The sequence below is a fragment of the Streptomyces lucensis JCM 4490 genome (assembly GCF_014650035.1).
Classification (GTDB): domain Bacteria; phylum Actinomycetota; class Actinomycetes; order Streptomycetales; family Streptomycetaceae; genus Streptomyces; species Streptomyces lucensis.
Genome location: NZ_BMUE01000001.1, coordinates 655,333 through 677,416 on the forward strand (window position 1 = coordinate 655,333; position 22,084 = coordinate 677,416).

Consider the following 22,084-nt stretch of genomic DNA (forward strand, 5'->3'; position numbering starts at 1 on the left):
GCCCCTCACCGCTTCAGAGCCGGGCGCGGGTTGCTTCGAGCAGGCGTACGACCGACCCGTCCGCGACGTCCGCCACCTCGTCGTACGCGAACCAGCGCAGGTCCAGCGACTCCTCGCTGATCGCCTGGACGGCCCCCGGCGGGGCCAGGACCGCGTACTGGACGTCGAGGTGGCGGTGGCAGGGCGGCGGGATGGGATGCCGGTCCAGGCGGACCGGGCCGCCGGGCAGCAGGGACAGCCCCGCGATCCCGGACTCCTCCGTCGCCTCCCGCAGGGCGGCGGCCGCCACGGTGGTGTCGGCCGGTTCGCAGTGGCCGCCCATCTGCAGCCACATCCGCAGCTTCCTGTGCAGGGTGAGCAGGACCCGGCCCGCCTCGGGGTCGACCACCAGCGCGCTCGCCGTCAGGTGACCGTCCCCGCAGGCCTTCCACATGCCGTCCGGGTGGGCCGCAAGGTGGTCCAGGTAGGCCTGGCGCAGCTCTTCCTGGCCCTCGTACGCCTTGAGCACGAGGACCGCGTCGTCGTGAAGGCTCACTCGGCGTCGTCGCCCTTGTCGTCGTCGTCCTTCTTGCGCAGGTCGGGCCCGTCCGCGGAGCCGCCCGCCGCCTCGCCGAGCATCCTGTCCAGCTCGGAGAAGTCCAGCTGCTCGCGGTGCACGAAGCCGTCCGGGTCGTCCAGGTCGGTGGCCGTCGGCAGCATGTCCGGGTGGTGCCACAGGGCGTCCCGGCCGTCGACCCCGCGCGCGTCCGTGAGGGACGCCCACAGCCGGGAGGCGTCGCGCAGCCGGCGCGGGCGCAGCTCCAGGCCGATCAGCGTGGCGAACGTCTGCTCCGCCGGGCCGCCGGTGGCGCGGCGGCGGCGCAGGGTCTCGCGCAGTGCGTCGGCGGACGACAGGCGCGGCTTCGCGGCCGCGTGGACAACCGCGTCCACCCAGCCCTCGACGAGCGCCAGAGCGGTCTCCAGGCGGGCCAGCGCGGCCTTCTGCTCGGGAGTGTCCTCCGGCTGGAACATGCCCTGCTGGAGGGCGTCCTGCAGCTGCTCGGGGTTCTGCGGGTCGAACTGGCCGACCACGTCCTCCAGCTTGGCCGTGTCGACCTTGATGCCGCGCGCGTAGCCGTCGACCGCGCCGAACAGGTGCGAGCGCAGCCACGGCACGTGCGAGAACAGACGCTGGTGGGCGGCCTCGCGCAGGGCCAGGTACAGCCGCACCTCCTCCTGCGGGACGCCGAGGTCCTTGCCGAAGGCCTCGACGTTGGCCGGGAGCAGCGCCGCGCGCCCGGCCGGGCCCAGCGGCAGGCCGATGTCGCTGGAGCCGACGACCTCGCCCGCGAGCACCCCGACGGCCTGCCCGATCTGGGTGCCGAACATGGCACCGCCCATCGAGCGCATCATGCCGATCAGCGGGCCCGCCATGGCCTGCATCTCCTCGGGCAGGACATCGCCCATGGCCGCGCCGACCCGCTCGGCGACCGGGTCGACCAGCTCCTGCCAGGCGGGCAGGGTCGCCTCGACCCATTCCGCGCGGGACCAGGCCACCGCGGAGGCGGAACCCGACGGCAGGGAGGTCGCGTCGTCCAGCCACAGGTCGGCCAGGCGCACGGCCTCCTCGACCGCCCTGCGCTCGGACGGGCCCACGCTGGCGTCCTTCGTGCCGTCCGGGGCGCCCTGGGAGACCGTCTGGCGGGCGATCTGCTTGGCCATGTCCCAGTTCACCGGGCCGCCCTCGTAGGAGAGCATCTGGCCCAGCTGCTGGAAGGCGGCGCCCAGGTCGGTGGGGTTCAGGGAGCCGAACATGGCTGCGAGCGGGTTGTCGGCGCCGGGGCCGCCGAAGCCGCCGGCTCCGGGCAGCCCGAAACCGAACGGGTTGGCCGGTCCCTGCTCACCACCGCTCTGCTGGTCCTTCTTCTTGCCCTCGTCGCCGTCTTCCGGCTCCTCCGGCGGAAGGCCGAATCCGAATGGGGTGTCACTCACGGGGTTCCTCGGCTGGTAAGGCCACCGGTTCTCCGGCGGCGCGGCTGCCCGACGTCACCACCCAGCGTAGACACCCCGGCCCGATCGGGCCTCGGTGCTTCGCCCACGACAGGCCTGCGGCAGGATGGATGCACCTGGTACGTGCGCCTCACTCGCGCCCGTACAGAAGACAACCGCTGGAGACGCCCGGTGAGTTCCCCAGATCCGCAGGTTCGCGCAGCGCGAAACCGTTCAACCCCTCCCGCCGTGCGCGGGCCCGTCGTCGCGGTCACCGGCGCCGCCACCGGGGTGGGCGCCCTGCTCACCGAGCGGCTGGCCGCCAGTGAGGAGATCAAGCAGGTCGTCGCCATCGACGAGCGGCGCGGGGAGTGCGCCGACGCCCAGTGGCACATCCTCGACGTCCGCGACCCCGCCATCGCGGACAAGCTGCGCGGCGCCGACGTGGTCGTGCACCTCGCCCTCGACCTCGACCTGGAGACCGATCCGGCGGCCCGCACGGCCTACAACGTCCGGGGGACCCAGACCGTGCTGACGGCCGCCGCGGCCGCCGGGGTGCACCGGGTGGTGCTGTGCACCTCGGCGATGGTCTACGGCGCGCTGCCGGACAACGAGCTGCCCCTCTCGGAGGACGCCGAGCTGCGCGCGACGGCCGAGGCGACGGGCGTCGGGGACCTGCTGGAGATCGAGCGGCTGGCGCGCCGGGCGCCGCGGGCCCATCCCGGGCTGAACGTCACCGTGGTGCGGCCGGCCGTCCTCGTCGGGGGCACGGACACCGCGCTGACCCGCTACTTCGAGTCGCCGCGGCTCCTCGTCGTCGCAGGCTCGCGGCCCGCGTGGCAGTTCTGCCACGTCGAGGACCTGTGCAGCGCCCTGGAGTACGCCGTCGTGGAGAAGGTCGACGGGGAGCTGGCCGTCGGCTGCGACGGATGGCTGGAGCAGGAGGAGGTCGAGGAGCTGAGCGGCATCCGGCGGATGGAACTGCCGTCGGCGGTCGCGCTCGGCGCTGCGGCCCGCCTGCACCGGATCGGGCTCACCCCGTCCCCGGCGGGGGACCTGGCCTACACGATGTACCCCTGGGTGGTCTCCGGAAGCCGGCTGCACGACGCCGGGTGGCGGCCGAAGTGGACCAACGAGGACGTGCTCGCGGAGCTGCTGGAGGAGGTCTCCGGACGGCACACCGTGGCCGGGCGGCGGCTGGGGCGCAAGGACGCGACGGCCGCGGGAGCCGCGGGGGCGACGGTGGCCCTGCTCGGCGCCGCCGCCGTGGTCCGGCGGGCCCGCAAGGCCCGGCGGCGCGTGTGAGGCGGCGAGCGGCGCTGCAGGAGCATCCGAAAGCGCCCGCGCGCGTGCGGGGGAGAACCCGTATTCCGGGGGACCGGACGCGTGCGGCACGATGGGGGCATGGCACACACGAACGAGCACCCCGGTGAGCAGGCGGCCCAGGAGCCCATCAAGCTGATCGGCGTCCGGGAGACCGCCCTCTCCGTGGACGAGGTCTTCCAGGCCGTCGGGGACGCCGCCGCCGGCGGGATCGCGCTGTTCGTGGGCACCGTGCGCAACCACGACGGGGGCGCCGACGTGGACGCGCTCGGGTACTCCTGCCATCCCAGTGCCGAGGCCGAGATGCGGCGGATCGCGGAGAAGGTCGTCGCGGACCACCCGGTGCGCGCGCTCGCCGCCGTCCACCGGGTGGGGGACCTGCGGGTCGGGGACCTCGCCGTCGTCGTCGCCGTGGCGTGCCCGCACCGCGGCGACGCCTTCGAGGCCTGCCGCAGACTGATCGACGACCTCAAGCACGAGGTGCCCATCTGGAAGCACCAGAAGTTCTCCGACGGCACGGAGGAGTGGGTCGGCGCGTAGCGCCGTCGTCGAGGGGTGGTGGCCGGGCGGGGGGAGGGCGGGTGGGGGCGGCCTGCTGACCTCTGTCGCGCCTTCCGTCACGTTCGGCCGAACGGGCTCTCCGGTTGCGTAACCGGCACCCTGGCGTGAGCGTTGTCCGTGCGAATGGTTAATCTGCTGATCAGTCAGTCGCGGACGCTCATGGGGTTGGGAGGTCGGCATGGCGGCGCTTGCCTGGTTGCTGATTCCGCTGGTGGCTGCGATAGCGGCCGGACTGTGGGGCAGTTGGGCCAATCGCACCCGCAAGGTGCGCGGTGACGGTCCCGAGCTGGACGGGTACGCCCGCTTCCGCGCGGCCATGGAGAAGTCCGACTCGGGCGCCCGTGGTGCGTGACGGGGGAGCCCTCACGGTGCGCTGACAGGGGTGTCCCGTACTGTCGTGGCATGCCACGCCGCACCGCGACGATGCTCGCCTCCACCCTGATGCTGATCGCGCTCCTGTGCGCGGGAGTGCTCATCCCCGTGCCGTACGCGGAGATGTCCCCCGGCCCGACCGTGAACACGCTGGCGGACCACGAGGGCGAGCCGGTGCTGCAGATCTCCGGGCGCAAGACCTACCCGACGAACGGTCACCTCAACATGACCACCGTCCGGGTCACCAGCGCGGACTTCCGGATGAACCTGGTGGAGGCCGTCTACGGCTGGCTGGCGCACGACAGCAAGATCGTCCCGCACGACACGCTCTACCCGGACGGCAAGACGGAGGAGCAGTCCACCCAGGAGAACGCCGAGGAGTTCAGCCAGTCCCAGGAGAGCGCGAAGGTCGCCGCCCTGAAGGAGCTGCACATCCCGGTGAAGTCCTGGGTGATCGTCTCCACCGTCGTCAAGGGCTCCCCGGCCCAGGGCAGGCTGCACGCCGGTGACGTGATCAAGGCGGTGGACGGCACGGCGGTCAAGCAGCCCTCCGACGTCGCCAAGCTGGTGACCAGGCACAAGCCCGGTCAGGACGTCGTCTTCACCGTCGTGCCGGCGAAGGAGCAGGCCGCCGCCGAGAAGGCGAAGCGGACGGCGACCGGCACGCGCGACGTCACCATCACCACGACCACGTCCGCCGACAGCGGCGCCAAGCGGGCCATCGTCGGGATCTCCGCCGGCACCGACCACTCCTTCCCGTTCACCATCGACATCAAGCTCGCCGACGTGGGCGGGCCCAGTGCCGGTCTGATGTTCGCCCTCGGCATCTACGACAAGCTCACCCCGGGCAGCCTCACCGGCGGCTCGTTCGTCGCCGGAACCGGCACCATCGAGGACGACGGCACCGTCGGGCCGATCGGCGGCATCGAGATGAAGACCGTCGGCGCGCGCGACAAGGGCGCCCGGTACTTCCTGACGCCGGCCGACAACTGCGCGGCCGCCGCCAAGGACACCCCGAGCGGGCTCACCCTGGTCAAGGTCAAGACGATCGGTGACGCGCTCGACGCCCTGAAGGACATCCGCGGCGGGAACACCGCGGCCCTGCCCAAGTGCACCGCCAAGGGCTGACCGGCACGGGACACGGAGGGGGCGCCCACGGATGGGGGCGCCCCCGTCGCCGTACCGGCCGGACGTCAGTCCGCGAACGTCGCGGCCAGCGCCTCGGCGAGGCCCGGAACCAGCGCGGGGCCCGTCAGGACCTCCGTCGAAGAGTCCTTCTCGCGCAGCCGCAGCGCCGACTCGCGGCTGCCGTCGCGCAGCACCGCGACCGTCATGCGGACCTCCTGGCGCTCGGGGTGATCGGCCACCCACTTGGCCAGCCTCGCCTCGCTCAGGCCCTTGGGAACCTGCGCCTCGGCCGACGGAGGCAGCATCAGGCGCTCCACCGAGAGTGCGCAGCCGGTGACCGCGTCGGGCCAGGCGATGGTGCCGAGGAACTCGTCCAGCGGGCTGCCGGACGGGATCTCGTCCTGCTCGATCGGGGTGAGACCGGTGGTGCCGTCGTCGTCCGCCAGGCCCAGCTGGGCGGCGAGGGAGGGTTCCTGGGCCCGCAGCCGTGCGGTGTCGACAAGGGCGAAGAGGCGAGCGGGCTGGTCCCAGCCGAGGCCGGAGACGTACTCGTCGATCTCGAGTACGGCCCGGGTGAGCGGGCTCGCTGCCATGGGAGTGTTGGACATGGTCACAATCCTGCCTCGTTCCCGGCCGGAATCGGGAACCGAGTAAACCGTGAGTAAGTTGCATAGGTGTGGGCCCACGATCACGGGGGGCCACGGCGGGCCCGCGAACACGGGGGCCTGACGGATCGACAGCGACTTCGAGGTGCGCACCTTGGCTTTCCAGATGCCGGACCGGGGCGGAGGCCCGACCGGGCCACGGATCAGAGCGGGCCGCCCGTCCCGGCGCGTCCGGACCCTGCTCATGACACTGGGTGTCCTCGCTGTGCTCGGCATGGCGTTCACCATGTTCGCGGGCTTCTGGACGGACTGGCTGTGGTACCGGTCGGTGCACTACTCGTCCGTGTTCACCACCATGCTGTGGACCAAGATCGGCCTCTTCTTCGTCTTCGGCCTGCTGATGGCCGCGGCGGTCGGCCTCAACATCTGGCTCGCGCACCGGCTGCGGCCCCCGCTGAGTGCCATGTCCATGGAGCAGCAGAGCCTCGACCGGTACCGGATGGGCATCGCGCCGTACAAGAAGTGGCTGCTGCTCGCGGTGACCGCCGTCGTCGGGCTGATCGCCGGCGCCTCGGCGTCGGGCCAGTGGCGGCTCTGGCTGATGTGGGTCAACGGCGTGCCCTTCCACCAGAAGGACCCGCAGTTCCACCTCGACGTCGCCTTCTACGCCTTCGACCTGCCCTGGTACCGGTTCCTGCTGGCCTTCGGCTTCGCCGCCACGATCCTGTCCCTGATCGCCGCGGCGCTCACCCACTACCTGTACGGCGGGCTGCGCGTGACCAGCCCCGGCGCGCGAGCCACGGCCGCCGCGACCGGGCACCTGTCGGTGCTGCTCGGCGTCTTCGTGGCGCTGAAGGCGGTCGCCTACTGGCTCGACCGGTACGGGCTCGCCGTCAAGTCCAGCGACTTCAAGGCGACCGACAACTGGACCGGCCTGCGCTACGTCGACGCCAACGCCTACCTGCCGGCCAAGACGATCCTGTTCTGCATCGCCGTCATCTGCGCGCTGCTGTTCTTCGCCACGCTGTGGCGGCGCACCTGGCAGCTGCCGGTCATCGGCTTCGGCCTGATGGTCCTCTCGGCGGTCCTGATCGGCGGGCTGTACCCGGCCATCGTGCAGAAGTTCCAGGTCCAGCCCAACGAGCAGGCCAAGGAAGCGCCGTACGTCCAGAAGAACCTGAAGGCGACGCGCGACGCGTACGACATCGACGACACCGAGGTCACGGAGTACGCGGGCAAGTCGCCCACCACGGACATGACGAAGCTCCGTGACGACGCCGACGACGCGGCCAGCCTGCGCATCATGGACCCGAACGTCGTCTCGCCGACGTTCCAGGTGCTCCAGCAGATGAAGAACTACTACGGGTTCCCGGCCAATCTGGACGTCGACCGGTACCCGGCCAAGGACGGCAAGGAGCAGGACACCGTCCTCGGGCTGCGCGAGCTGAACCTGAGCGGCGTGCCGAAGAACAACTGGATCAACGACCACTTCCGCTACACGCACGGCTACGGCGTGGTCGCCGCCAAGGGCACCGAGGCCACGCGCAACGGAGAGCCGGTCTTCACCGAGTACGACCTGCCGTCGCAGGGCGACCTCGGCACGTACGAGCAGCGGGTCTACTACGGCGAGAAGACCACCACCTACTCCATCGTCGGCGGTCCCCAGAAGGAGATCGACTACTCCGACAACGACCAGGAGAAGACCACCAGCTACCGGGGCGGCAGCGGGGTCAACCTCGACAACCCGGTCAACCGGGCCGCGTACGCGGTGGCGTTCAACGAGCCGCAGATCCTGTACTCGGGCGCGATCGGCAAGGGCTCGCGGATCCTGTACAACCGGACGCCCAAGGAGCGCGTCGAGGCGGTCGCGCCCTGGCTGACCATCGACGGCGACGCCTACCCGGCGGTCGTGAACCACCGCATCCAGTGGATCGTCGACGCGTACACGACGTCGAACGGCTACCCGTACTCCTCCCGTACGACCCTCGGTGACACGACGGCCGACTCACTGACCGCGAACAACAACTCGCGCACCGTGGTGGCCCAGCAGAACCAGGTGAACTACATCCGCAACTCGGTGAAGGCGACCGTCGACGCGTACACCGGCGACGTCAAGCTGTACGAGTGGGACACCAAGGACCCGGTGCTGAAGACCTGGATGAAGGCCTTCCCCGGCACGGTGAAGCCGAAGAGCGCCATCTCCCAGGCCCTGCTGGACCATCTGCGCTACCCGCAGGACCTGTTCAAGGTGCAGCGCGAACTGCTCACCCGCTACCACGTGACGAACGCCCAGACGTTCCTCACCGGCAGCGAGGTCTGGCAGGTGCCGGACGACCCGACCAACAAGTCGGGCGACGCGGTGCCGCCGTACTACCTGAGCATGAAGATGCCCGACCAGAGCGAGCAGGCGTTCTCCCTCTCGACGACGTTCACGCCGAACGGCCGCTACAACCTGAGCGCCTTCATGTCGGTCGACGCCGAGGCCGGCAGCGGCGACTACGGCAGGATCAGAATCCTGAAGCTGCCGACCAGCACGAACGTCGACGGACCCAAACAGGTCCAGTCCCAGTTCAACTCCGAACAGGACATCGCCGCCGCGATCAAGCTCCTCAAGGGCGGTGACTCGGAGGTCGAGTACGGCAACCTGCTGACCGTGCCATTGGACGGGGGACTCCTCTACGCCGAGCCGGTCTACGTGCGCGGCAGTGGACTCAAGTACCCCCTGCTGCGCAAGGTGCTGGTCACGTTCGAGGGCAGGACCGCGTTCGAGAACACGCTCGGCGAGGCGCTCGACAAGGTCTTCGGCACGAAGCCCACGACCACCACGCCACCGGACACCGGCACCACCAAGCCGCCGCAGTCGAACAACCCGACCGTCCAGCAGGCGCTGAACGACGCGCAGAAGGCCTTCGACGCCGGGCAGGAGGCGCTGAAGAAGGCGGACGGGCCGGACTGGGACGCGTACGCCAAGGCGCAGCAGGAACTGCGGGACGCGCTCAAGCGGGCCCAGGACGCACAGAGCAAGGCCGCCGACAAGAACAAGGGCGGTGACAAGAACAGCGACAAGAGCGGGAGTTGATCAAGGACACTCCGCGCCGTGGTACGGTTGCAGAACAACGGCGCGGGGTGGAGCAGCTCGGTAGCTCGCTGGGCTCATAACCCAGAGGTCGCAGGTTCAAATCCTGTCCCCGCTACTGCGGTCGAAGGCCCGGATCCTACAGGGATCCGGGCCTTCGTGGTGTGCGAACTCATGTCCGGAGGGGGAGGGACGGCCGCGCCGCCGTGGGGAGTTGGGCCATCTGTGTTTGACTTGTCTCTCTGTGGGCATGTCGACAAAACGCTCAAGTGACCTCACGGGCTGCGGTATACCGGGTGTATCCAGGTTGCAGGTGGTGCGACGATGGACGTTATGGGGGACAAGGCAACTCTGTACGGGACAGGGCGATTTGTGCAGCCTTCCGGTGAGGAGGCGTCGCGGGGCGAACGGGACGACATGGGGGAAGCCGCCGAGGAACTGCGGCTGCGGCTGGCCGCCGACACCGGTGACACCGAGGCGGTGAGCGTCCTCGGGGCCATGCTGCTGCGCCGCGGCGACCTCGACGCGGCCGAACCGCACCTGCGGGCCGCCACCGCGGACGGCGACCGGGCCGCCGCCAACAACCTGGGTGTCCTGCTGCACCAGCGGGGCTACGCCGACGAGGCCGCCGGGTGGTGGCGGATCGCCGCCGTCGCAGGCTCCGCCGCGGCGGCGCACGCGCTGGGCCGCCACCACCGCGAGCGCGGGGACGAGCCGGCCGCCGAGTACTGGCTGCGCCAGTCCGCCGAGCAGGGCCACGCCCTCGGCGCCTATGCGCTCGCCGACCTGCTGGAGCACCGCGGTGACGCCGGCGCCGAGCGCTGGATGCGGGCCGCCGCCGAGCGCGGGCACCGGGAGGCCGCCTACCGGCTGGCGCGTGCGCTCGACGGCCGGGCCGGGTGCGAGGACGGGGAGGGGGCCGACAACGCTGTCGAGGAGGCCGAGCAGTGGTACCGGCAGGCCGCCGCGCGCGGCCACCGGCGGGCCGCCCTGCACCTCGGGGCGATCCTGGAGAAGCGCGGGGACCTCAAGGAGGCCGGACGCTGGTACCTGACCTCCGCCAAGGACGGGGAGCCGCAGGCCGCCTGCGCCCTCGGCTTCCTGCTGAGGGACGCCGGGGACACCGAGAGCGCCGCCGTGTGGTGGCTGCGGGCCGCGCAGGAGGGTGACGGCAACGCGGCCAACGCGCTCGGCGCGCTGCACGCCGAGCGCGGGGAGACGCAGACCGCCGAGCGCTGGTACCGGGCCGCACTGGACGCCGGCGACGACAACGGCGCCTACAACCTCGGGCTGCTCAGCGCGGAGCAGGGGCGGACGGCACAGGCCGAGCAGTGGTACCGGCGGGCCGCCTACGCCGGGCACCGGGAGGCGGCGAACGCGCTGGCCATCCTGCTGCTCCAGGGCGGCGACACGACCGGGGCCGAGCCGTGGTTCTCCAAGGCCGCCGAGGCCGGCAGCGTGGACGCCGCGTTCAACCTCGGCATCCTCTACGCCGGGCGCGGCGAGGACGGCGCGGCGCTGCGCTGGTACGAGCAGGCGGCAGCGGCGGGGCACACCGAGGCCGCGCTGCAGGTGGGGATCGCCCGGTTGCGCGACGGCGACGAGCAGGAGGCGGAGCGGCATCTGCGCTGCGCCGCGGGCGGCGGAAGCGCGGAGGGCGCCTACCGGCTGGCCACCCTGCTGGACGCGCGCCGGCCGCCGGAGCCCGCGCACGAGCTGGGCGAGATCGTGCACGAGAAGTCCGAGTGCGAGGAGTGGTACGAGCGGGCCGCGTCCCAGGGGCACCGGCGGGCGCAGGTGCGGGTGGGCATGCTGGCGGCCGCCCGCGGTGACGTCGTGGACGCCGCGCGCTGGTACCGGGAGGCCGCGGAGGCCGGCTCGCGCAACGGCGCGTTCAACCTGGGGCTCCTGCTGGCCCGGGAGGGGAGCGAGCCGGAGGCCGCCCTGTGGTGGACGCGGGCCGCCGACGCCGGGCACGGGCGGGCGGCGCTGCGGCTGGCCCTGGTCTACGCGCGTCGCGGTGAGCTGGCCGAGGGGCAGAGGTGGGCCGACCGGGCGGTGGCGCTGGGGCCCGCGGAGGTCGCGGAGCGGGCGGGGCGGCTGCGGGACGCGCTGCGCGAGGAGCTGTCGGCGTGAGGTGCCCCCGGGCGGTGGGCGCGGCGGCGGCCGAGCGATTTGCTTCCGGGCGTTCCTCTCGCGTAGTGTCATATTCACCGACGCGGGGTGGAGCAGCTCGGTAGCTCGCTGGGCTCATAACCCAGAGGTCGCAGGTTCAAATCCTGTCCCCGCTACTGAAGCCCGAGGGCCGGAATCCAGAAATGGGTTCCGGCCCTCGGTCGTTCCCGGGCACGCCCAGAAGAAAAAAGCCAGAAGAAAGAAAGCCAGAAGAAAAAGGGGGGCTCGCGCCCCCCTTCGTCACGCGCTCGCGCAGTCCGGACACAGTCCGCGGTACGTCACCTCGACGTCCGACACCGTGAAGCCGAACCGCTCGGCGGCGGGCAGGTCGGCGAGCGGGTTGCCCGTCGGGTGGACGTCGCGGATCGCGCCGCAGCGGGCGCACACCAGGTGGTGGTGCGGCCGGTGCGCGTTCGGGTCGTACCGCTTGGCGCGCCGGTCGGTCGTGACCTCCAGCACCTCGCCCAGCGAGACCAGCTCACCCAGCGTGTTGTAGACGGTCGCCCGGGAGATCTCCGGCAGCTTCGCGACAGCCCGCGCGTGGACCTCGTCGGCCGTCAGGTGGACGTGCTCGCCGTCGAGGACCTCGGCCACCACGCGTCGCTGCGCGGTCATCCGCCATCCGCGTCCACGCAGCCGTTCCAGAAGGTCGCTCATGGCCACCAGCGTAACAGCAGCACTGACCAGCTTGGGAACCTGTGTGAGATTGGAACGACATTTGACTTAGACAAAGTCCATTGTAGGATCGGGAACGACTTTGGTCGCAGGACAAGCAGCGAGGACGCAGGAGGCGCACGTGACGCAGGGACCGCTCACCACCGAGGCCGGTGCTCCGGTCGCGGACAACCAGAACAGCGAGACCGCGGGCGTCGGCGGGCCGGTGCTCGTGCAGGACCAGCTGCTCCTGGAGAAGCTGGCCCACTTCAACCGCGAGCGCATCCCGGAGCGCGTGGTGCACGCCCGCGGCGCCGGCGCCTACGGCACCTTCACGGTGACCGCCGACGTCACGAAGTACACGCGCGCCGCCTTCCTCTCCGAGGCCGGCAAGGAGACCGAGGTCTTCCTGCGCTTCTCGACGGTGGCCGGGAACCTCGGCGCGGCGGACGCCGTCCGGGACCCGCGTGGCTTCGCGCTGAAGTTCTACACCGAGGAGGGCAACTACGACCTCGTCGGCAACAACACCCCGGTGTTCTTCATCCGGGACGCGATCAAGTTCCCGGACTTCATCCACACCCAGAAGCGCGACCCCTACACGGGCTCCACGGAGGCCGACAACGTCTGGGACTTCTGGAGCCTGAGCCCGGAGAGCACGCACCAGGTGACCTGGCTGTTCGGCGACCGCGGCATCCCGGCGTCGTACCGGCACATGGACGGCTTCGGTTCGCACACCTTCCAGTGGAACAACGAGGCCGGCGAGGTCTTCTGGGTCAAGTACCACTTCAAGACCGACCAGGGGATCAGGAACCTCACCGCCGGGGAGGCGGAGGTCCTCGCGGGCAAGGACCCCGACTCGCACCAGCGCGACCTGCGCGAGGCGATCGAGCGCGGGGAGTTCCCGAGCTGGACCGTGGGCGTGCAGATCATGCCGGCGGCGGACGCGGCGACGTACCGCTTCAACCCGTTCGACCTGACCAAGGTGTGGCCGCACGCGGACTACCCGGTCGTCGAGATCGGCAGGCTGGAGCTGAACCGCAACCCGCGCAACGTCTTCGCCGAGGTCGAGCAGTCGGTCTTCTCGCCCGCGCACTTCGTGCCGGGTATCGGCCCCTCGCCCGACAAGATGCTCCAGGGCCGGCTCTTCGCCTACGGCGACGCGCACCGCTACCGCGTCGGCATCAACGCCGACCACCTCCCGGTGAACCGTCCGCACGCCACCGAGGCGCGCACCAACTCCCGCGACGGGCAGCTCTACGACGGCCGGCACGGCGGCGCGAAGAACTACGAGCCGAACAGCTTCGGGGGCCCGGGGCAGACCGGCCGCCCGCTGTGGCAGCCGTTCGACGGCTTCACCGCAGGCACCGGTGACCACCCGACGCCGGCGCACGCCGAGGACGACGACTTCGTGCAGGCGGGCGACCTCTACCGGCTGATGTCGGACGAGGAGAAGGAGCGCCTGATCGCCAACCTCGCCGGCGCGCTCTCCCAGGTCTCGCGCGACGACATCGCCGAGCGCGCGATCGGCAACTTCGCGAACGCCGACGCCGACTTCGGCAAGCGGCTGGACGCGGCGGTGCGGGCGCTGCGCGGCTGAGCCGGCCGCTCCCGCGGCCAGGGCCGGACCCCACGGTGCTCGGGGTCCGGCCCCCTTCGCGGGTCCGGGGTCAGGGCACGGGTTCGGGCTCGGCTGCCGGGATCCAGCAGCCGATGATGTCGCGGACCGAGACGATCCCCGCCACCTCGCCGCGGTCGAGCACGACCAGGTGCCGGAAGCCGCCGTGGGCCATGGCGCGGGCCGCCTCCCGCAGCGTCCACGTCGGGGCGGCGAAGACGACGTCGGTGGTGGTGTGGGCGTGGGTGTGTTCGGCGTCCGGGTTCTGGCCCAGGCCGACGGAGTTGAGGATGTCGCGTTCGGTGAGGATGCCGATGCCTCCGGCGTCCGGGTCGAGGACCACGGCCGCGCCGACGCGGCGTGCGGACATCAGGGCGGCTGCCTGGCGAAGGGTGTGAGCGGGGCCGACGGTGAGGATCACCGTGCTCATGGCGTCACGGACGAGCATGGATGAGGCCACCTCCTAGGAATCTCCGGCCTTTGTGCCGGGATTCACAAGTTCACAAGTGGGGGTAGCCTCAGAGTGGCAGGCAAAGGGAGGGTCAACAAGAGGGCGTGCGGCGCCAGTTGGGGGCGCGCGCGAGCCTCCCCCCGTCAGGAGCGCCCGCCGAGGTGCCCCAGCAGCTCCTCGTGCAGCAGGCCGTTCGACGCGGCCGCGTCGCCGCCGTGCGGGCCGGACCGGCCGTCGAGGCCGGTGAAGGTGCCGCCGGCCTCGGTGACGACGATCGCGTTGGCGGCCATGTCCCACAGGGACAGTTCCGGCTCGGCACAGAGGTCGACGCTGCCCTCGGCGACCATCATGTACGGCCAGAAGTCGCCGTACGCGCGCGTGCGCCACACCTTGCGGGTGAGGTCCAGGAAGCCGTCGAGGCGGCCCCGCTCCTCCCAGCCGGACAGGGAGGAGTACGCGAAGGAGGCGTCCGCGAGGTCGCCGACGCGGGAGACGTGGATGCGGGTCGCGGAGGTCAGATTGCGGCCGGTGAACGCGCCGTGGCCCTTCGCCGCCCACCAGCGGCGGCCGAGGGCGGGGGCGGAGACGACGCCGACGACGGGCTCGTACCCGCCCTCGCCCGCCTCCATCAGGGAGATGAGGGTGGCCCAGACGGGGACGCCGCGTACGTAGTTCTTGGTGCCGTCGATGGGGTCGATCACCCAGCGGCGGGGGCCGGTGCCCTCGACGCCGTACTCCTCGCCGAGGACCGCGTCCCTCGGGCGGGCGCGCTGGAGCTGGCTGCGGATCAGTTCTTCCGCCGCCTTGTCCGCCTCGCTCACCGGCGTCATGTCCGGCTTCGTCTCCACCTTCAGGTCGAGAGCCTTGAAGCGGTCCATGGTGGTCGCGTCGGCGGCGTCCGCGAGGACGTGGGCGAGGCGCAGGTCGTCGAGGTAGTCCGGCATGTGACGAACGGTATCGGCCGTCACCGGTACGGGGCCACAGGGGGCGGTTCGGGCGTGGCACGGGAGGCGTCACGACCCAGGCCCCCAGGTGTCATACAAGCCGAAGAGCGCCCCGAACCCCCGCGAACCCTTGACAGTGCATACAAGCGCGTCAAATCTGGGCGCTGAGTCGCTCGACCCAGGGAGGCGAGGATGCCTGCTGCCCGGGAATCACTACTGGACGCCGCCGCCGCGGCCCTCGCGCGCCGGCCGTGGTCCGCGGTGCGGATGGTCGACGTCGCCGCGTCGGCGGGCGTGTCCCGGCAGACCCTGTACAACGAGTTCGGCGGCAAGGACGGGCTGGCCCGCGCGCTGGTGCGGCGCGAGGCCGACGGCTACCTCGCCGGGGTGGAGCGGGCGCTCGCCGGCCCCGCCGCTCCCCGGGAGCGGCTCACCGCCGCCGCCGAGTGGACGGCCGCGGCCGCCCGGGACAACGCCCTGGTGCGGGCCATGCTCACCGGCTGCTGGAGCGAGCGGTTGCCGGCGCCGCCGCTCGCCGCCGTGGCCTCCTCCTGCGCGGTGCCGGCGCAGCGCCGGGCCGACGGGCCGCTGCCGGCGCCCGGCGACCTCCTGCGGGCGGTACGGGACCGCGCGGTGGCCGCGCTGGCCGGTCCCGGCGTCACCCCCGCGGACACCGCCGAGCTGGCCCGCGCCTGCGAACTGGCCGTACGCCTCGCCGTGTCCTGCGTGGCGGCGCCACCGGGGGAAGGCGGCATGGCGGAGCTGGTGCGGGCGGTGTTCCCGCGGCAGGCGGTGCGCGACGCGGTCCCGGACGCGGACGGCCGCCCTAGTGAGCGGACCCCGACAGCTGGAGGCCGATCACCCCGATGATGACGAGGCTGATCGAGACGATCTTCAGGGTGGACACCAGGTCACCGAGGAAGACCATGCCGTAGATCGCGGTGCCCGCCGCACCGATGCCGGTCCACACGGCGTAGGCGGGACCGACGTCGAGCTTCTTCAGCGACAGCGTCAGCAGACCGAAACTGCCGAGCGCGAACGAGGCGAACGCGATCGTCGGCCACAGCCGGGTGAACCCGTGCGAGAGCTTCAGGCACACGGCGAAACCGGTCTCCAGAATCCCGGCCACTATGACCAGCAGCCACGCCATGTGCGGTCCTCCCGTAGGTCCGGATCTCCGGCTCGTGCGCTTATGCACTTACCGGACCCGCACCCCCGCAAACAACGCGAGAGCCGCTCAGTCGCCCTCCCGGCGCTCCCGCGTGGCCAGCAGCCGGCGCAGCGAGTACAGCCGCGCCGGGTCCGCGTGACCCTCCTCGACCCACGCGTCCAGCGCGCAGTCCTGCTCGTCGTGACTGCACGCGCGCGGGCAGCCCTCCGTGCCCGGCTCCAGGTCGGGGAAGGCGTGGATCACCCGGGACGGGTCGATGTGCGCGAGGCCGAAGGAACGGACCCCGGGGGTGTCGACCACCCAGCCGCCCGCGCCCGACAGGGGCAGGGCGAGGGCCGACGTCGTGGTGTGGCGGCCGCGCCCCGTCACCGCGTTCACATGTCCCGTCGTACGCCGGCGGTCCTCCGGGACCAGCGCGTTGACCAGGGTCGTCTTGCCGACGCCCGAATGACCGACGAACGCCGTGACCCTGCCGTCCAGGTGGGTGCGCACCCGGCCCGCCGCGTCGCCGTTCTCCAGCTCCTCGCGGCTGGTGACGACGAACGGGATGTCGAGGTCACCGTACAGCTCCAGCAGCTTGTCCGGCGGGGCCAGGTCCGACTTGGTCATCACCAGCAGCGGCTCCAGGCCGCCGTCGAACGCGGCGACCAGACAGCGGTCGATCAGCCGCGGGCGGGGCTCGGGGTCGGCGAGCGCGGTGACGATCGCCAGCTGGTCGGCGTTGGCGACGACGACCCGCTCGTAGGGGTCGTCGTCGTCGGCCGTGCGCCGCAGCACCGACGAGCGCTCCTCGATGCGCACGATCCGGGCGAGGGTGTCCTTCCGGCCGGACAGATCGCCCACCAGGGCCACCTGGTCGCCGACCACGGCCGCCTTGCGGCCCAGCTCGCGTGCCTTCATCGCCATGACGACCCGGTCCTCGACCAGGCAGGTCAGCCGCCCCCTGTCGACGGTGAGGACCATGCCCCCGGCCGCGTCCTCGTGCTTGGGCCGGATGTTCGTCCGCGGCCGGTTGCCCTTGCGGTTGGGGCGGCTGCGGATGTCGTCCTCGTCGGTGTGCTTGCCGTAGCGGCGCATGACGTACGTCCCTACTGCCCGAGCATCCCGGTCCACAGCTCGGGGAAGTCCGGCAGAGTCTTCGCCGTCGTCGCCACGTTCTCGATCCGGACGCCCTCGACCGCCAGGCCGATGATCGCGCCGGCGGTCGCCATGCGGTGGTCGTCGTAGGTGTGGAAGGTGCCGCCGTGCAGCTTGCGCGGGCGGATGCGCAGGCCGTCGGCGGTCTCGGTGACGTCGCCGCCGAGTTCGTTGATCTCCTTGGTGAGCGCGGCCAGCCGGTCCGTCTCGTGCAGCCGCAGATGGGCCACGCCCCGCAGGGTGGAGGGCGAGTCGGCGAGCGCCGCGACCGCCGCGATGCCCGGGGTCAGCTCGCCGACGTCCCCCAGGTCGACGTCGATGCCGTGGATGGCACCCGATCCGGTGAACACCAGCCCGAACTCGGTGAGTTCGCAGGAGCCACCCATCTCGGTGAAGATCTCCCGCAGCCGGTCACCCGGCTGGGTGGTCCGCTCCGGCCAGTCCGGGATCAGCACCTTGCCGCCGGTGACCAGGGCCGCCGCCAGGAACGGCTGGGCGTTGGACAGGTCCGGCTCGATCGTCAGGTCCCGGCCGAGCAGCGCGCCCGGCGTCACCCGCCACACGTTCGGCTCGCCACCGGACTCCGGGGTGTCCACCTGCGCGCCGACCGAGCGCAGCATGTCCACCGTCATCCGGATGTGCGGCATGGAGGGCAGGGACGCGCCGGTGTGCCGGACCTCGACGCCCTGGTTGAAGCGCGGGCCGGACAGCAGCAGCGCGGAGACGAACTGGGAGGACGAGGAGGCGTCGATCGACACCGGGCCGCCGTCCAGGGCCCCGCCGCCGTGCACGGTGAGCGGCAGCGCCCCCCGGCCGTCGTCGTCGATGCGGGCGCCGAGCTGACGCAGGGCGTCGATCACACCGTGCAGCGGACGCTCGTACGAGCGCGGGTCGCCGTCGAAGCGGATCGGACCGTCGGCCAGCGCGGCCACCGGGGGCAGGAAGCGCATCACCGTGCCGGCGTTGCCGACGTCGACCGTCGCCGGGCCGCGCAGTCCGGTGGGCAGCACCCGCCAGGCCTCGCCGGTGCCGTCGGGGCCCACGCCCTCCTCGATCTCCACGCCCATCGCGCGCAGCGCGCCCGCCATCAGCAGGGTGTCGCGCGAGCGCAGCGGGCGGCGCAGCCAGCCGGGCTCGGAGGCCAGGGCGGCGAGGACGAGGGCGCGGTTGGTCACCGACTTGGACCCCGGCACGTGGACCGTCGCGTCGACGGCTCCGCTCGCGTGCGGGGCGGGCCAGAGGGCGGTGGAAGCGGTGTTCGGGGCCATGGGGCCACTGTATAAGGAGGGTGCGGGACGGGCGTTCCCCGTCCACGGCCGAGCGGGGCGCCCGGGGCGCGAGCGGCGCTGTCGCCGGGCTCGCGCACCGGCGCACGCGCGCTCAGACCTCCAGCAGCCAGCGCCCGCCGCCGATCAGCGAGCACAGCGACACCGCGTGGAACAGGAACAGCCACAGGCCGGCCGGCACGTGCGTCAGCCGGGACAGCTGGTCCGCGTCCGAGTCGCCGGCCCCGCCCCGCGAGCGCTTCAGCTGCAGCTCGAACGGCGGCCGCACCCCGCCCAGCAGCAGGAACCACACCACGGCGTACGCGAACGCCGCCTGCACCTGCGGCCCCGCCAGCCACGACACCAGCAGGAAGGCGCCCCCGGCCAGCACCACGGTCAGGACCCCGTACGCGTTCCTGATCATCACCAGCATCGCCACCAGCAGCGCCGTCGCCGCCCACAGCAGCACCGTGATCCGGCCCGCCGCCAGCAGGGCGGCGCCGCCGAGCCCGAGCAGCGAGGGCGCCGTGTACCCCGCGGCGGCCGTCAGGATCATGCCCAGGCCGTACGGCTTGCCCCGGCTGACCGTGAGACCGCTGGTGTCGGAGTGCAGCCGGATACCGGTGAGCTGCCGCCCGGACAGCAGGGCCACCAGGCCGTGACCGCCCTCGTGCGCGATGGTGATCGCGTTGCGGGATATCCGCCACAGGGCGTGCGGCGCCACCACGGCGAGTGCCGCCACCAGCGTGGCCAGCACCACCCACAGGTCGGGATCGGGCTGGGTGCCGGTGAGCCGGTCCCACAGGTCGGGCAGGGCGAGGGCGGCGGCGGTGCTGTGCATGGGTGCGAGTGGCTCCCTCTTGTCGTGCGGAGTCTGGCAGTGTGGCACGTATGTGCGGACGGTATGCATCGAGTCGTGGGCCCGGGGATCTCGCGGGAATCTTCGAGATCGAGAAGTGGGAGCCCGAGGAGACCCTGGAGCCGGACTACAACGTGGCGCCGACCAAGGAGGTCTACGCCGTCCTGGACCGCCCCCTGAAAGACGCGGACTCCCCGCGCCCGGTTCGCCAGCTGCGCAGGCTGACGTGGGGCCTGGTGCCGTCCTGGGCCAAGACCCCCGAGGGCGGAGCCCGGATGATCAACGCCCGCGCGGAGACCGTCCACGAGAAGCCCGCCTACCGCCGCGCCTTCGCCGCCCGGCGCTGCATCCTGCCCGCCGACGGCTACTACGAGTGGGTCACCGGCGAGCAGGAGCGGGATCTGGAGGTCGAGGGCCGGAAGAAGCGGCCGCGCAAGCAGCCGTACTTCGTGCTGCCCGCCGACGGCTCGGTGTTCGCGATGGCCGGGCTGTACGAGTTCTGGCGCGACCGGACCCTGCCCGACGACCACCCGCGGGCCTGGTGGGTCACCTGCTCGGTGCTCACCACGGAGGCGGAGCGGACCCCGCTGGCCGTCGCCCCCGCCGACGGCCCGCACTCCCTCGCCGACATCCACCCACGGATGCCGCTGATGCTCACCCCGGACCGCTGGGACGCCTGGCTCGACCCCGCCCGCACCGACCCGGACGGCCTGCGCGAGCTGCTCGCCCCGCCCCCGGCCGGCCTGATGCGCGCCTACCCGGTCTCCACGGCCGTCAGCAACGTCCGCAACAACGGGGCGGAGCTGCTGAAGGAGCTGGAGGCGCCGGAAGTCGGCACACTCTTCTGACATGACCGCACAGATCGTCACGACGGACGCCGGGGATGCCCGGATCACCTGGCACAGGGCGACGGGGGCCCGGCTCGTGCTGGCCCTCGGCCATGGCGCGGGCGGCGGCATCGAGGCGCGGGACCTGCAGGCCCTCGCCCGGGCGCTGCCCGGGCACGGGGTGACCGTGGCCCTCGTGGAGCAGCCCTGGCGCGTCGCGGGCAGGAAGGTCGCGCCCGCGCCGAAGACACTGGACACCGGATGGCGGGGCGTGTGGCCCGCGCTCGCCGGGGCGGGAATGCCGGTGATCTCGGGCGGGCGCAGCGCCGGCGCCCGGGTCGCCTGCCGCACCGCCGGCGAACTGGGCGCACGCGCCGTCCTCGCGCTGGGCTTCCCGCTGCACCCGCCGGGCAGGCCGGAGAGGTCCCGCGCCGGGGAACTGCTCGGGGCCGGGGTGCCCACCCTGGTCGTGCAGGGCGGGAACGATCCCTTCGGGAAGCCGGAGGAGTTTCCCGAGGGCGCCCACCGGATGGTCGAGGTGCCCGGCGGCGATCACGGTCTCGCCGTCCCCAAGCGCGCGGAACTCACCCAGGAGCAGGCGCTGGAGATCATCACCGGCGGTGTCGTGGAGTGGGTCGCGTCACTTCGGTGACCGGGGAATGCCCGGCCCCGGGGCGCTGTTGTGGCGGACAGAAGTGCTGAGGCCTCGGCACAGACGTCGCAGGAGAGGAAGTCCGCCGCATGGGTTCGACCGTATGCCCGAGCCACCGCAGCCGTACTGACCTGGACTGGACGGTGCTGCACGCGGCCAGGACCGCTCCTATTCGAGCGGCGGCAGGCACAGGTCGTGTTCTATCCTCCGAAACGAGTGGGGCCGGTCTCGGTCCCGCCCGGGATCTTGAGGAGGTGGGTCCGGTCACTGGGACCGACGCAGGGACCGACAACGGCCAGGCGGAGCAGCCCGAGGGCCAGGGCGTGAGCGCGGAGGCGTCCTCCGAGTCGAGCGCGGAGCGCAGTGCGCGCTTCGAGCGGGACGCGCTCGAATTCCTCGACCAGCTGTACTCGGCCGCGCTGCGGATGACGCGCAACCCGGCCGACGCCGAGGACCTCGTGCAGGAGACCTACGCCAAGGCGTACGCGTCCTTCCACCAGTTCCGCGAGGGCACCAACCTCAAGGCGTGGCTGTACCGGATCCTCACGAACACCTTCATCAACTCGTACCGCAAGAAGCAGCGCGAGCCCCAGCGCAGCGCGGCCGAGGAGATCGAGGACTGGCAGCTCGCCCGGGCCGAGTCGCACATGTCGACGGGTCTGCGCTCCGCCGAGTCGCAGGCGCTGGACCACCTGCCCGACTCGGACGTGAAGGAAGCGCTGCAGGCGATCCCCGAGGAGTTCCGCATCGCCGTCTATCTCGCGGACGTCGAGGGCTTTGCGTACAAGGAGATCGCGGACATCATGGGGACACCCATCGGTACGGTGATGTCCCGGCTGCACCGGGGCCGCCGTCAACTGCGCGGCATGCTGGAGGACTACGCCCGTGAGCGCGGACTGGTCCCGGCCGGCGCCGGAGAGTCGGACGAAGCGAAAGGCTCGGGCTCATGAGCTGCGGAGAGCCGCACGAGACGGACTGCAGTGAGGTCCTCGACCATCTGTACGAGTTCCTCGACAGCGAGATGCCGGACGTCGACCGCGACAAGTTCCAGCACCACTTCGAGGAATGCTCGCCGTGCCTGGAGAAGTACGGCCTGGAGCAGGCCGTGAAGAAGCTGGTCAAGCGGTGCTGCGGACATGACGACGTGCCCGCCGACCTGCGCGCCAAGGTCATGGGGCGGCTCGAACTGATCCGCTCCGGGCAGACCGTGCCCGAGCACGACGTGACCGCCACCGCCCAGGAGAACTGAAACCGCGTCATCACCCGAACGTGCTAATCCTCAGGTCGTAGCCCCCGCACCC

At 71.9% G+C, this 22,084-nt stretch carries 22 protein-coding genes and 2 tRNA genes; 14 read left to right on the top strand and 10 right to left on the bottom strand.

Features of this window, described 5'->3' with window-relative positions:
- Positions 1-13 precede the first annotated feature (13 nt).
- Together IE177_RS02965 and IE177_RS02970 are read right to left on the bottom strand one after the other, a co-directional pair.
- On the bottom strand, positions 14-535 hold the full coding sequence (locus IE177_RS02965; protein ID WP_190013103.1) for an NUDIX hydrolase: 522 nt from the start codon (positions 533-535) through the stop codon (positions 14-16).
- Positions 532-1,971 carry a zinc-dependent metalloprotease gene (locus tag IE177_RS02970; RefSeq protein WP_190013104.1) on the bottom strand — a complete coding sequence of 480 codons (1,440 nt, stop codon included), beginning with the start codon at positions 1,969-1,971 and terminating at the stop codon, positions 532-534. The genes IE177_RS02965 and IE177_RS02970 overlap by 4 nt, the downstream gene beginning before the upstream one ends.
- A gap of 189 nt (positions 1,972-2,160) precedes the next feature.
- On the opposite strand from IE177_RS02970, the gene IE177_RS02975 reads away from it, so the two are divergent.
- From IE177_RS02975 to IE177_RS02990, 4 genes are all read left to right on the top strand, one after another.
- Positions 2,161-3,273, top strand: coding sequence for an SDR family oxidoreductase (locus IE177_RS02975; RefSeq protein WP_190013105.1), 1,113 nt, complete (start codon positions 2,161-2,163; stop codon positions 3,271-3,273).
- 99 nt (positions 3,274-3,372) lie between these two features.
- Entirely contained in the window at positions 3,373-3,831 is a 459-nt protein-coding gene (locus IE177_RS02980) for a molybdenum cofactor biosynthesis protein MoaE (protein WP_190013106.1), read from the top strand.
- A gap of 199 nt (positions 3,832-4,030) precedes the next feature.
- A complete protein-coding gene (locus tag IE177_RS02985) occupies positions 4,031-4,204 on the top strand; it encodes a hypothetical protein (RefSeq protein ID WP_190013107.1) in 174 nt (57 codons plus the stop codon).
- 50 nt (positions 4,205-4,254) lie between these two features.
- Complete coding sequence (locus IE177_RS02990; RefSeq protein ID WP_190013108.1) at positions 4,255-5,352, top strand: YlbL family protein; 1,098 nt, start codon at positions 4,255-4,257, stop codon at positions 5,350-5,352.
- A 65-nt stretch (positions 5,353-5,417) separates the two neighbouring features.
- On the opposite strand, the gene IE177_RS02995 is transcribed toward IE177_RS02990, so the two are convergent.
- Complete coding sequence (locus IE177_RS02995; protein WP_229815865.1) at positions 5,418-5,960, bottom strand: PPA1309 family protein; 543 nt, start codon at positions 5,958-5,960, stop codon at positions 5,418-5,420.
- 163 nt (positions 5,961-6,123) lie between these two features.
- Between IE177_RS02995 and IE177_RS03000 the strand changes: the two genes are divergently transcribed.
- From IE177_RS03000 to IE177_RS03015, 4 genes are all read left to right on the top strand, one after another.
- Positions 6,124-9,036 (top strand): UPF0182 family membrane protein, encoded by a 2,913-nt coding sequence (locus IE177_RS03000; protein WP_190013355.1) that lies wholly within the window; start codon positions 6,124-6,126, stop codon positions 9,034-9,036.
- Positions 9,037-9,077: 41 nt separating this feature from the next.
- Positions 9,078-9,151: transfer RNA gene (locus IE177_RS03005), tRNA-Met, on the top strand.
- A 206-nt stretch (positions 9,152-9,357) separates the two neighbouring features.
- Positions 9,358-11,169 carry a tetratricopeptide repeat protein gene (locus IE177_RS03010; protein ID WP_190013109.1) on the top strand — a complete coding sequence of 604 codons (1,812 nt, stop codon included), beginning with the start codon at positions 9,358-9,360 and terminating at the stop codon, positions 11,167-11,169.
- 81 nt (positions 11,170-11,250) lie between these two features.
- Positions 11,251-11,324: transfer RNA gene (locus tag IE177_RS03015), tRNA-Met, on the top strand.
- A 124-nt stretch (positions 11,325-11,448) separates the two neighbouring features.
- Here IE177_RS03015 and IE177_RS03020 read toward each other — a convergent pair.
- On the bottom strand, positions 11,449-11,865 hold the full coding sequence (locus IE177_RS03020) for a Fur family transcriptional regulator (RefSeq protein WP_190013110.1): 417 nt from the start codon (positions 11,863-11,865) through the stop codon (positions 11,449-11,451).
- 139 nt (positions 11,866-12,004) lie between these two features.
- On the opposite strand from IE177_RS03020, the gene IE177_RS03025 reads away from it, so the two are divergent.
- Positions 12,005-13,459 (top strand): catalase, encoded by a 1,455-nt coding sequence (locus IE177_RS03025; RefSeq protein WP_190013111.1) that lies wholly within the window; start codon positions 12,005-12,007, stop codon positions 13,457-13,459.
- A gap of 70 nt (positions 13,460-13,529) precedes the next feature.
- On the opposite strand, the gene IE177_RS03030 is transcribed toward IE177_RS03025, so the two are convergent.
- Both IE177_RS03030 and hisN read right to left on the bottom strand, forming a co-directional pair.
- On the bottom strand, positions 13,530-13,925 hold the full coding sequence (locus tag IE177_RS03030) for a CBS domain-containing protein (RefSeq protein ID WP_190013112.1): 396 nt from the start codon (positions 13,923-13,925) through the stop codon (positions 13,530-13,532).
- Positions 13,926-14,071: 146 nt separating this feature from the next.
- On the bottom strand, positions 14,072-14,872 hold the full coding sequence (hisN, locus tag IE177_RS03035) for a histidinol-phosphatase (RefSeq protein ID WP_190013113.1): 801 nt from the start codon (positions 14,870-14,872) through the stop codon (positions 14,072-14,074).
- Positions 14,873-15,064: 192 nt separating this feature from the next.
- Here hisN and IE177_RS03040 point away from each other — a divergent pair, with 192 nt between their 5' ends.
- On the top strand, positions 15,065-15,742 hold the full coding sequence (locus IE177_RS03040; RefSeq protein WP_190013114.1) for a TetR/AcrR family transcriptional regulator: 678 nt from the start codon (positions 15,065-15,067) through the stop codon (positions 15,740-15,742).
- Here IE177_RS03040 and IE177_RS03045 read toward each other — a convergent pair.
- The 4 genes from IE177_RS03045 to IE177_RS03060 form a co-directional block, all read right to left on the bottom strand.
- Positions 15,699-16,022 (bottom strand): DMT family transporter, encoded by a 324-nt coding sequence (locus tag IE177_RS03045; protein ID WP_030657145.1) that lies wholly within the window; start codon positions 16,020-16,022, stop codon positions 15,699-15,701. The genes IE177_RS03040 and IE177_RS03045 overlap by 44 nt on opposite strands.
- Before the next feature lie 87 nt (positions 16,023-16,109).
- Positions 16,110-17,120, bottom strand: a complete 1,011-nt coding sequence (gene rsgA / locus IE177_RS03050) for a ribosome small subunit-dependent GTPase A (RefSeq protein ID WP_190013115.1) — start codon at positions 17,118-17,120, stop codon at positions 16,110-16,112.
- Between the two features lie 11 nt (positions 17,121-17,131).
- On the bottom strand, positions 17,132-18,448 hold the full coding sequence (gene aroA / locus IE177_RS03055) for a 3-phosphoshikimate 1-carboxyvinyltransferase (RefSeq protein ID WP_190013116.1): 1,317 nt from the start codon (positions 18,446-18,448) through the stop codon (positions 17,132-17,134).
- Between the two features lie 112 nt (positions 18,449-18,560).
- A complete protein-coding gene (locus IE177_RS03060; protein ID WP_190013117.1) occupies positions 18,561-19,286 on the bottom strand; it encodes a M50 family metallopeptidase in 726 nt (241 codons plus the stop codon).
- A gap of 50 nt (positions 19,287-19,336) precedes the next feature.
- On the opposite strand from IE177_RS03060, the gene IE177_RS03065 reads away from it, so the two are divergent.
- From IE177_RS03065 to rsrA, 4 genes are all read left to right on the top strand, one after another.
- Complete coding sequence (locus tag IE177_RS03065) at positions 19,337-20,152, top strand: SOS response-associated peptidase (RefSeq protein WP_190013118.1); 816 nt, start codon at positions 19,337-19,339, stop codon at positions 20,150-20,152.
- A gap of 1 nt (position 20,153) precedes the next feature.
- The gene (locus IE177_RS03070) at positions 20,154-20,783 is read left to right on the top strand and encodes an alpha/beta hydrolase family protein (protein ID WP_190013119.1); all 630 of its coding nucleotides are present in this window, start codon (positions 20,154-20,156) and stop codon (positions 20,781-20,783) included.
- 254 nt (positions 20,784-21,037) lie between these two features.
- Complete coding sequence (locus IE177_RS03075) at positions 21,038-21,733, top strand: sigma-70 family RNA polymerase sigma factor (protein ID WP_190013120.1); 696 nt, start codon at positions 21,038-21,040, stop codon at positions 21,731-21,733.
- Entirely contained in the window at positions 21,730-22,032 is a 303-nt protein-coding gene (gene rsrA / locus IE177_RS03080; protein WP_190013121.1) for a mycothiol system anti-sigma-R factor, read from the top strand. The genes IE177_RS03075 and rsrA overlap by 4 nt, the downstream gene beginning before the upstream one ends.
- The last annotated feature ends 52 nt before the right edge of the window (positions 22,033-22,084 follow it).

Bases quoted from the DNA above. Each gene is read 5' to 3' on its own strand.
- IE177_RS02980 (WP_190013106.1), top strand. From the start codon at position 3,373: ATGGCACACACGAACGAGCACCCCGGTGAGCAGGCGGCCCAGGAGCCC.
- IE177_RS02985 (WP_190013107.1), top strand. From the start codon at position 4,031: ATGGCGGCGCTTGCCTGGTTGCTGATTCCGCTGGTGGCTGCGATAGCG.
- IE177_RS02990 (WP_190013108.1), top strand. From the start codon at position 4,255: ATGCCACGCCGCACCGCGACGATGCTCGCCTCCACCCTGATGCTGATC.
- IE177_RS02995 (WP_229815865.1), bottom strand. From the start codon at position 5,960: ATGTCCAACACTCCCATGGCAGCGAGCCCGCTCACCCGGGCCGTACTC.
- IE177_RS03000 (WP_190013355.1), top strand. From the start codon at position 6,124: ATGCCGGACCGGGGCGGAGGCCCGACCGGGCCACGGATCAGAGCGGGC.
- IE177_RS03010 (WP_190013109.1), top strand. From the start codon at position 9,358: ATGGACGTTATGGGGGACAAGGCAACTCTGTACGGGACAGGGCGATTT.
- IE177_RS03020 (WP_190013110.1), bottom strand. From the start codon at position 11,865: ATGAGCGACCTTCTGGAACGGCTGCGTGGACGCGGATGGCGGATGACC.
- IE177_RS03030 (WP_190013112.1), bottom strand. From the start codon at position 13,925: ATGCTCGTCCGTGACGCCATGAGCACGGTGATCCTCACCGTCGGCCCC.
- hisN (WP_190013113.1), bottom strand. From the start codon at position 14,872: ATGCCGGACTACCTCGACGACCTGCGCCTCGCCCACGTCCTCGCGGAC.
- IE177_RS03040 (WP_190013114.1), top strand. From the start codon at position 15,065: ATGCCTGCTGCCCGGGAATCACTACTGGACGCCGCCGCCGCGGCCCTC.
- IE177_RS03045 (WP_030657145.1), bottom strand. From the start codon at position 16,022: ATGGCGTGGCTGCTGGTCATAGTGGCCGGGATTCTGGAGACCGGTTTC.
- rsgA (WP_190013115.1), bottom strand. From the start codon at position 17,120: ATGCGCCGCTACGGCAAGCACACCGACGAGGACGACATCCGCAGCCGC.
- aroA (WP_190013116.1), bottom strand. From the start codon at position 18,448: ATGGCCCCGAACACCGCTTCCACCGCCCTCTGGCCCGCCCCGCACGCG.
- IE177_RS03060 (WP_190013117.1), bottom strand. From the start codon at position 19,286: ATGCACAGCACCGCCGCCGCCCTCGCCCTGCCCGACCTGTGGGACCGG.
- IE177_RS03065 (WP_190013118.1), top strand. From the start codon at position 19,337: ATGTGCGGACGGTATGCATCGAGTCGTGGGCCCGGGGATCTCGCGGGA.
- IE177_RS03070 (WP_190013119.1), top strand. From the start codon at position 20,154: ATGACCGCACAGATCGTCACGACGGACGCCGGGGATGCCCGGATCACC.
- rsrA (WP_190013121.1), top strand. From the start codon at position 21,730: ATGAGCTGCGGAGAGCCGCACGAGACGGACTGCAGTGAGGTCCTCGAC.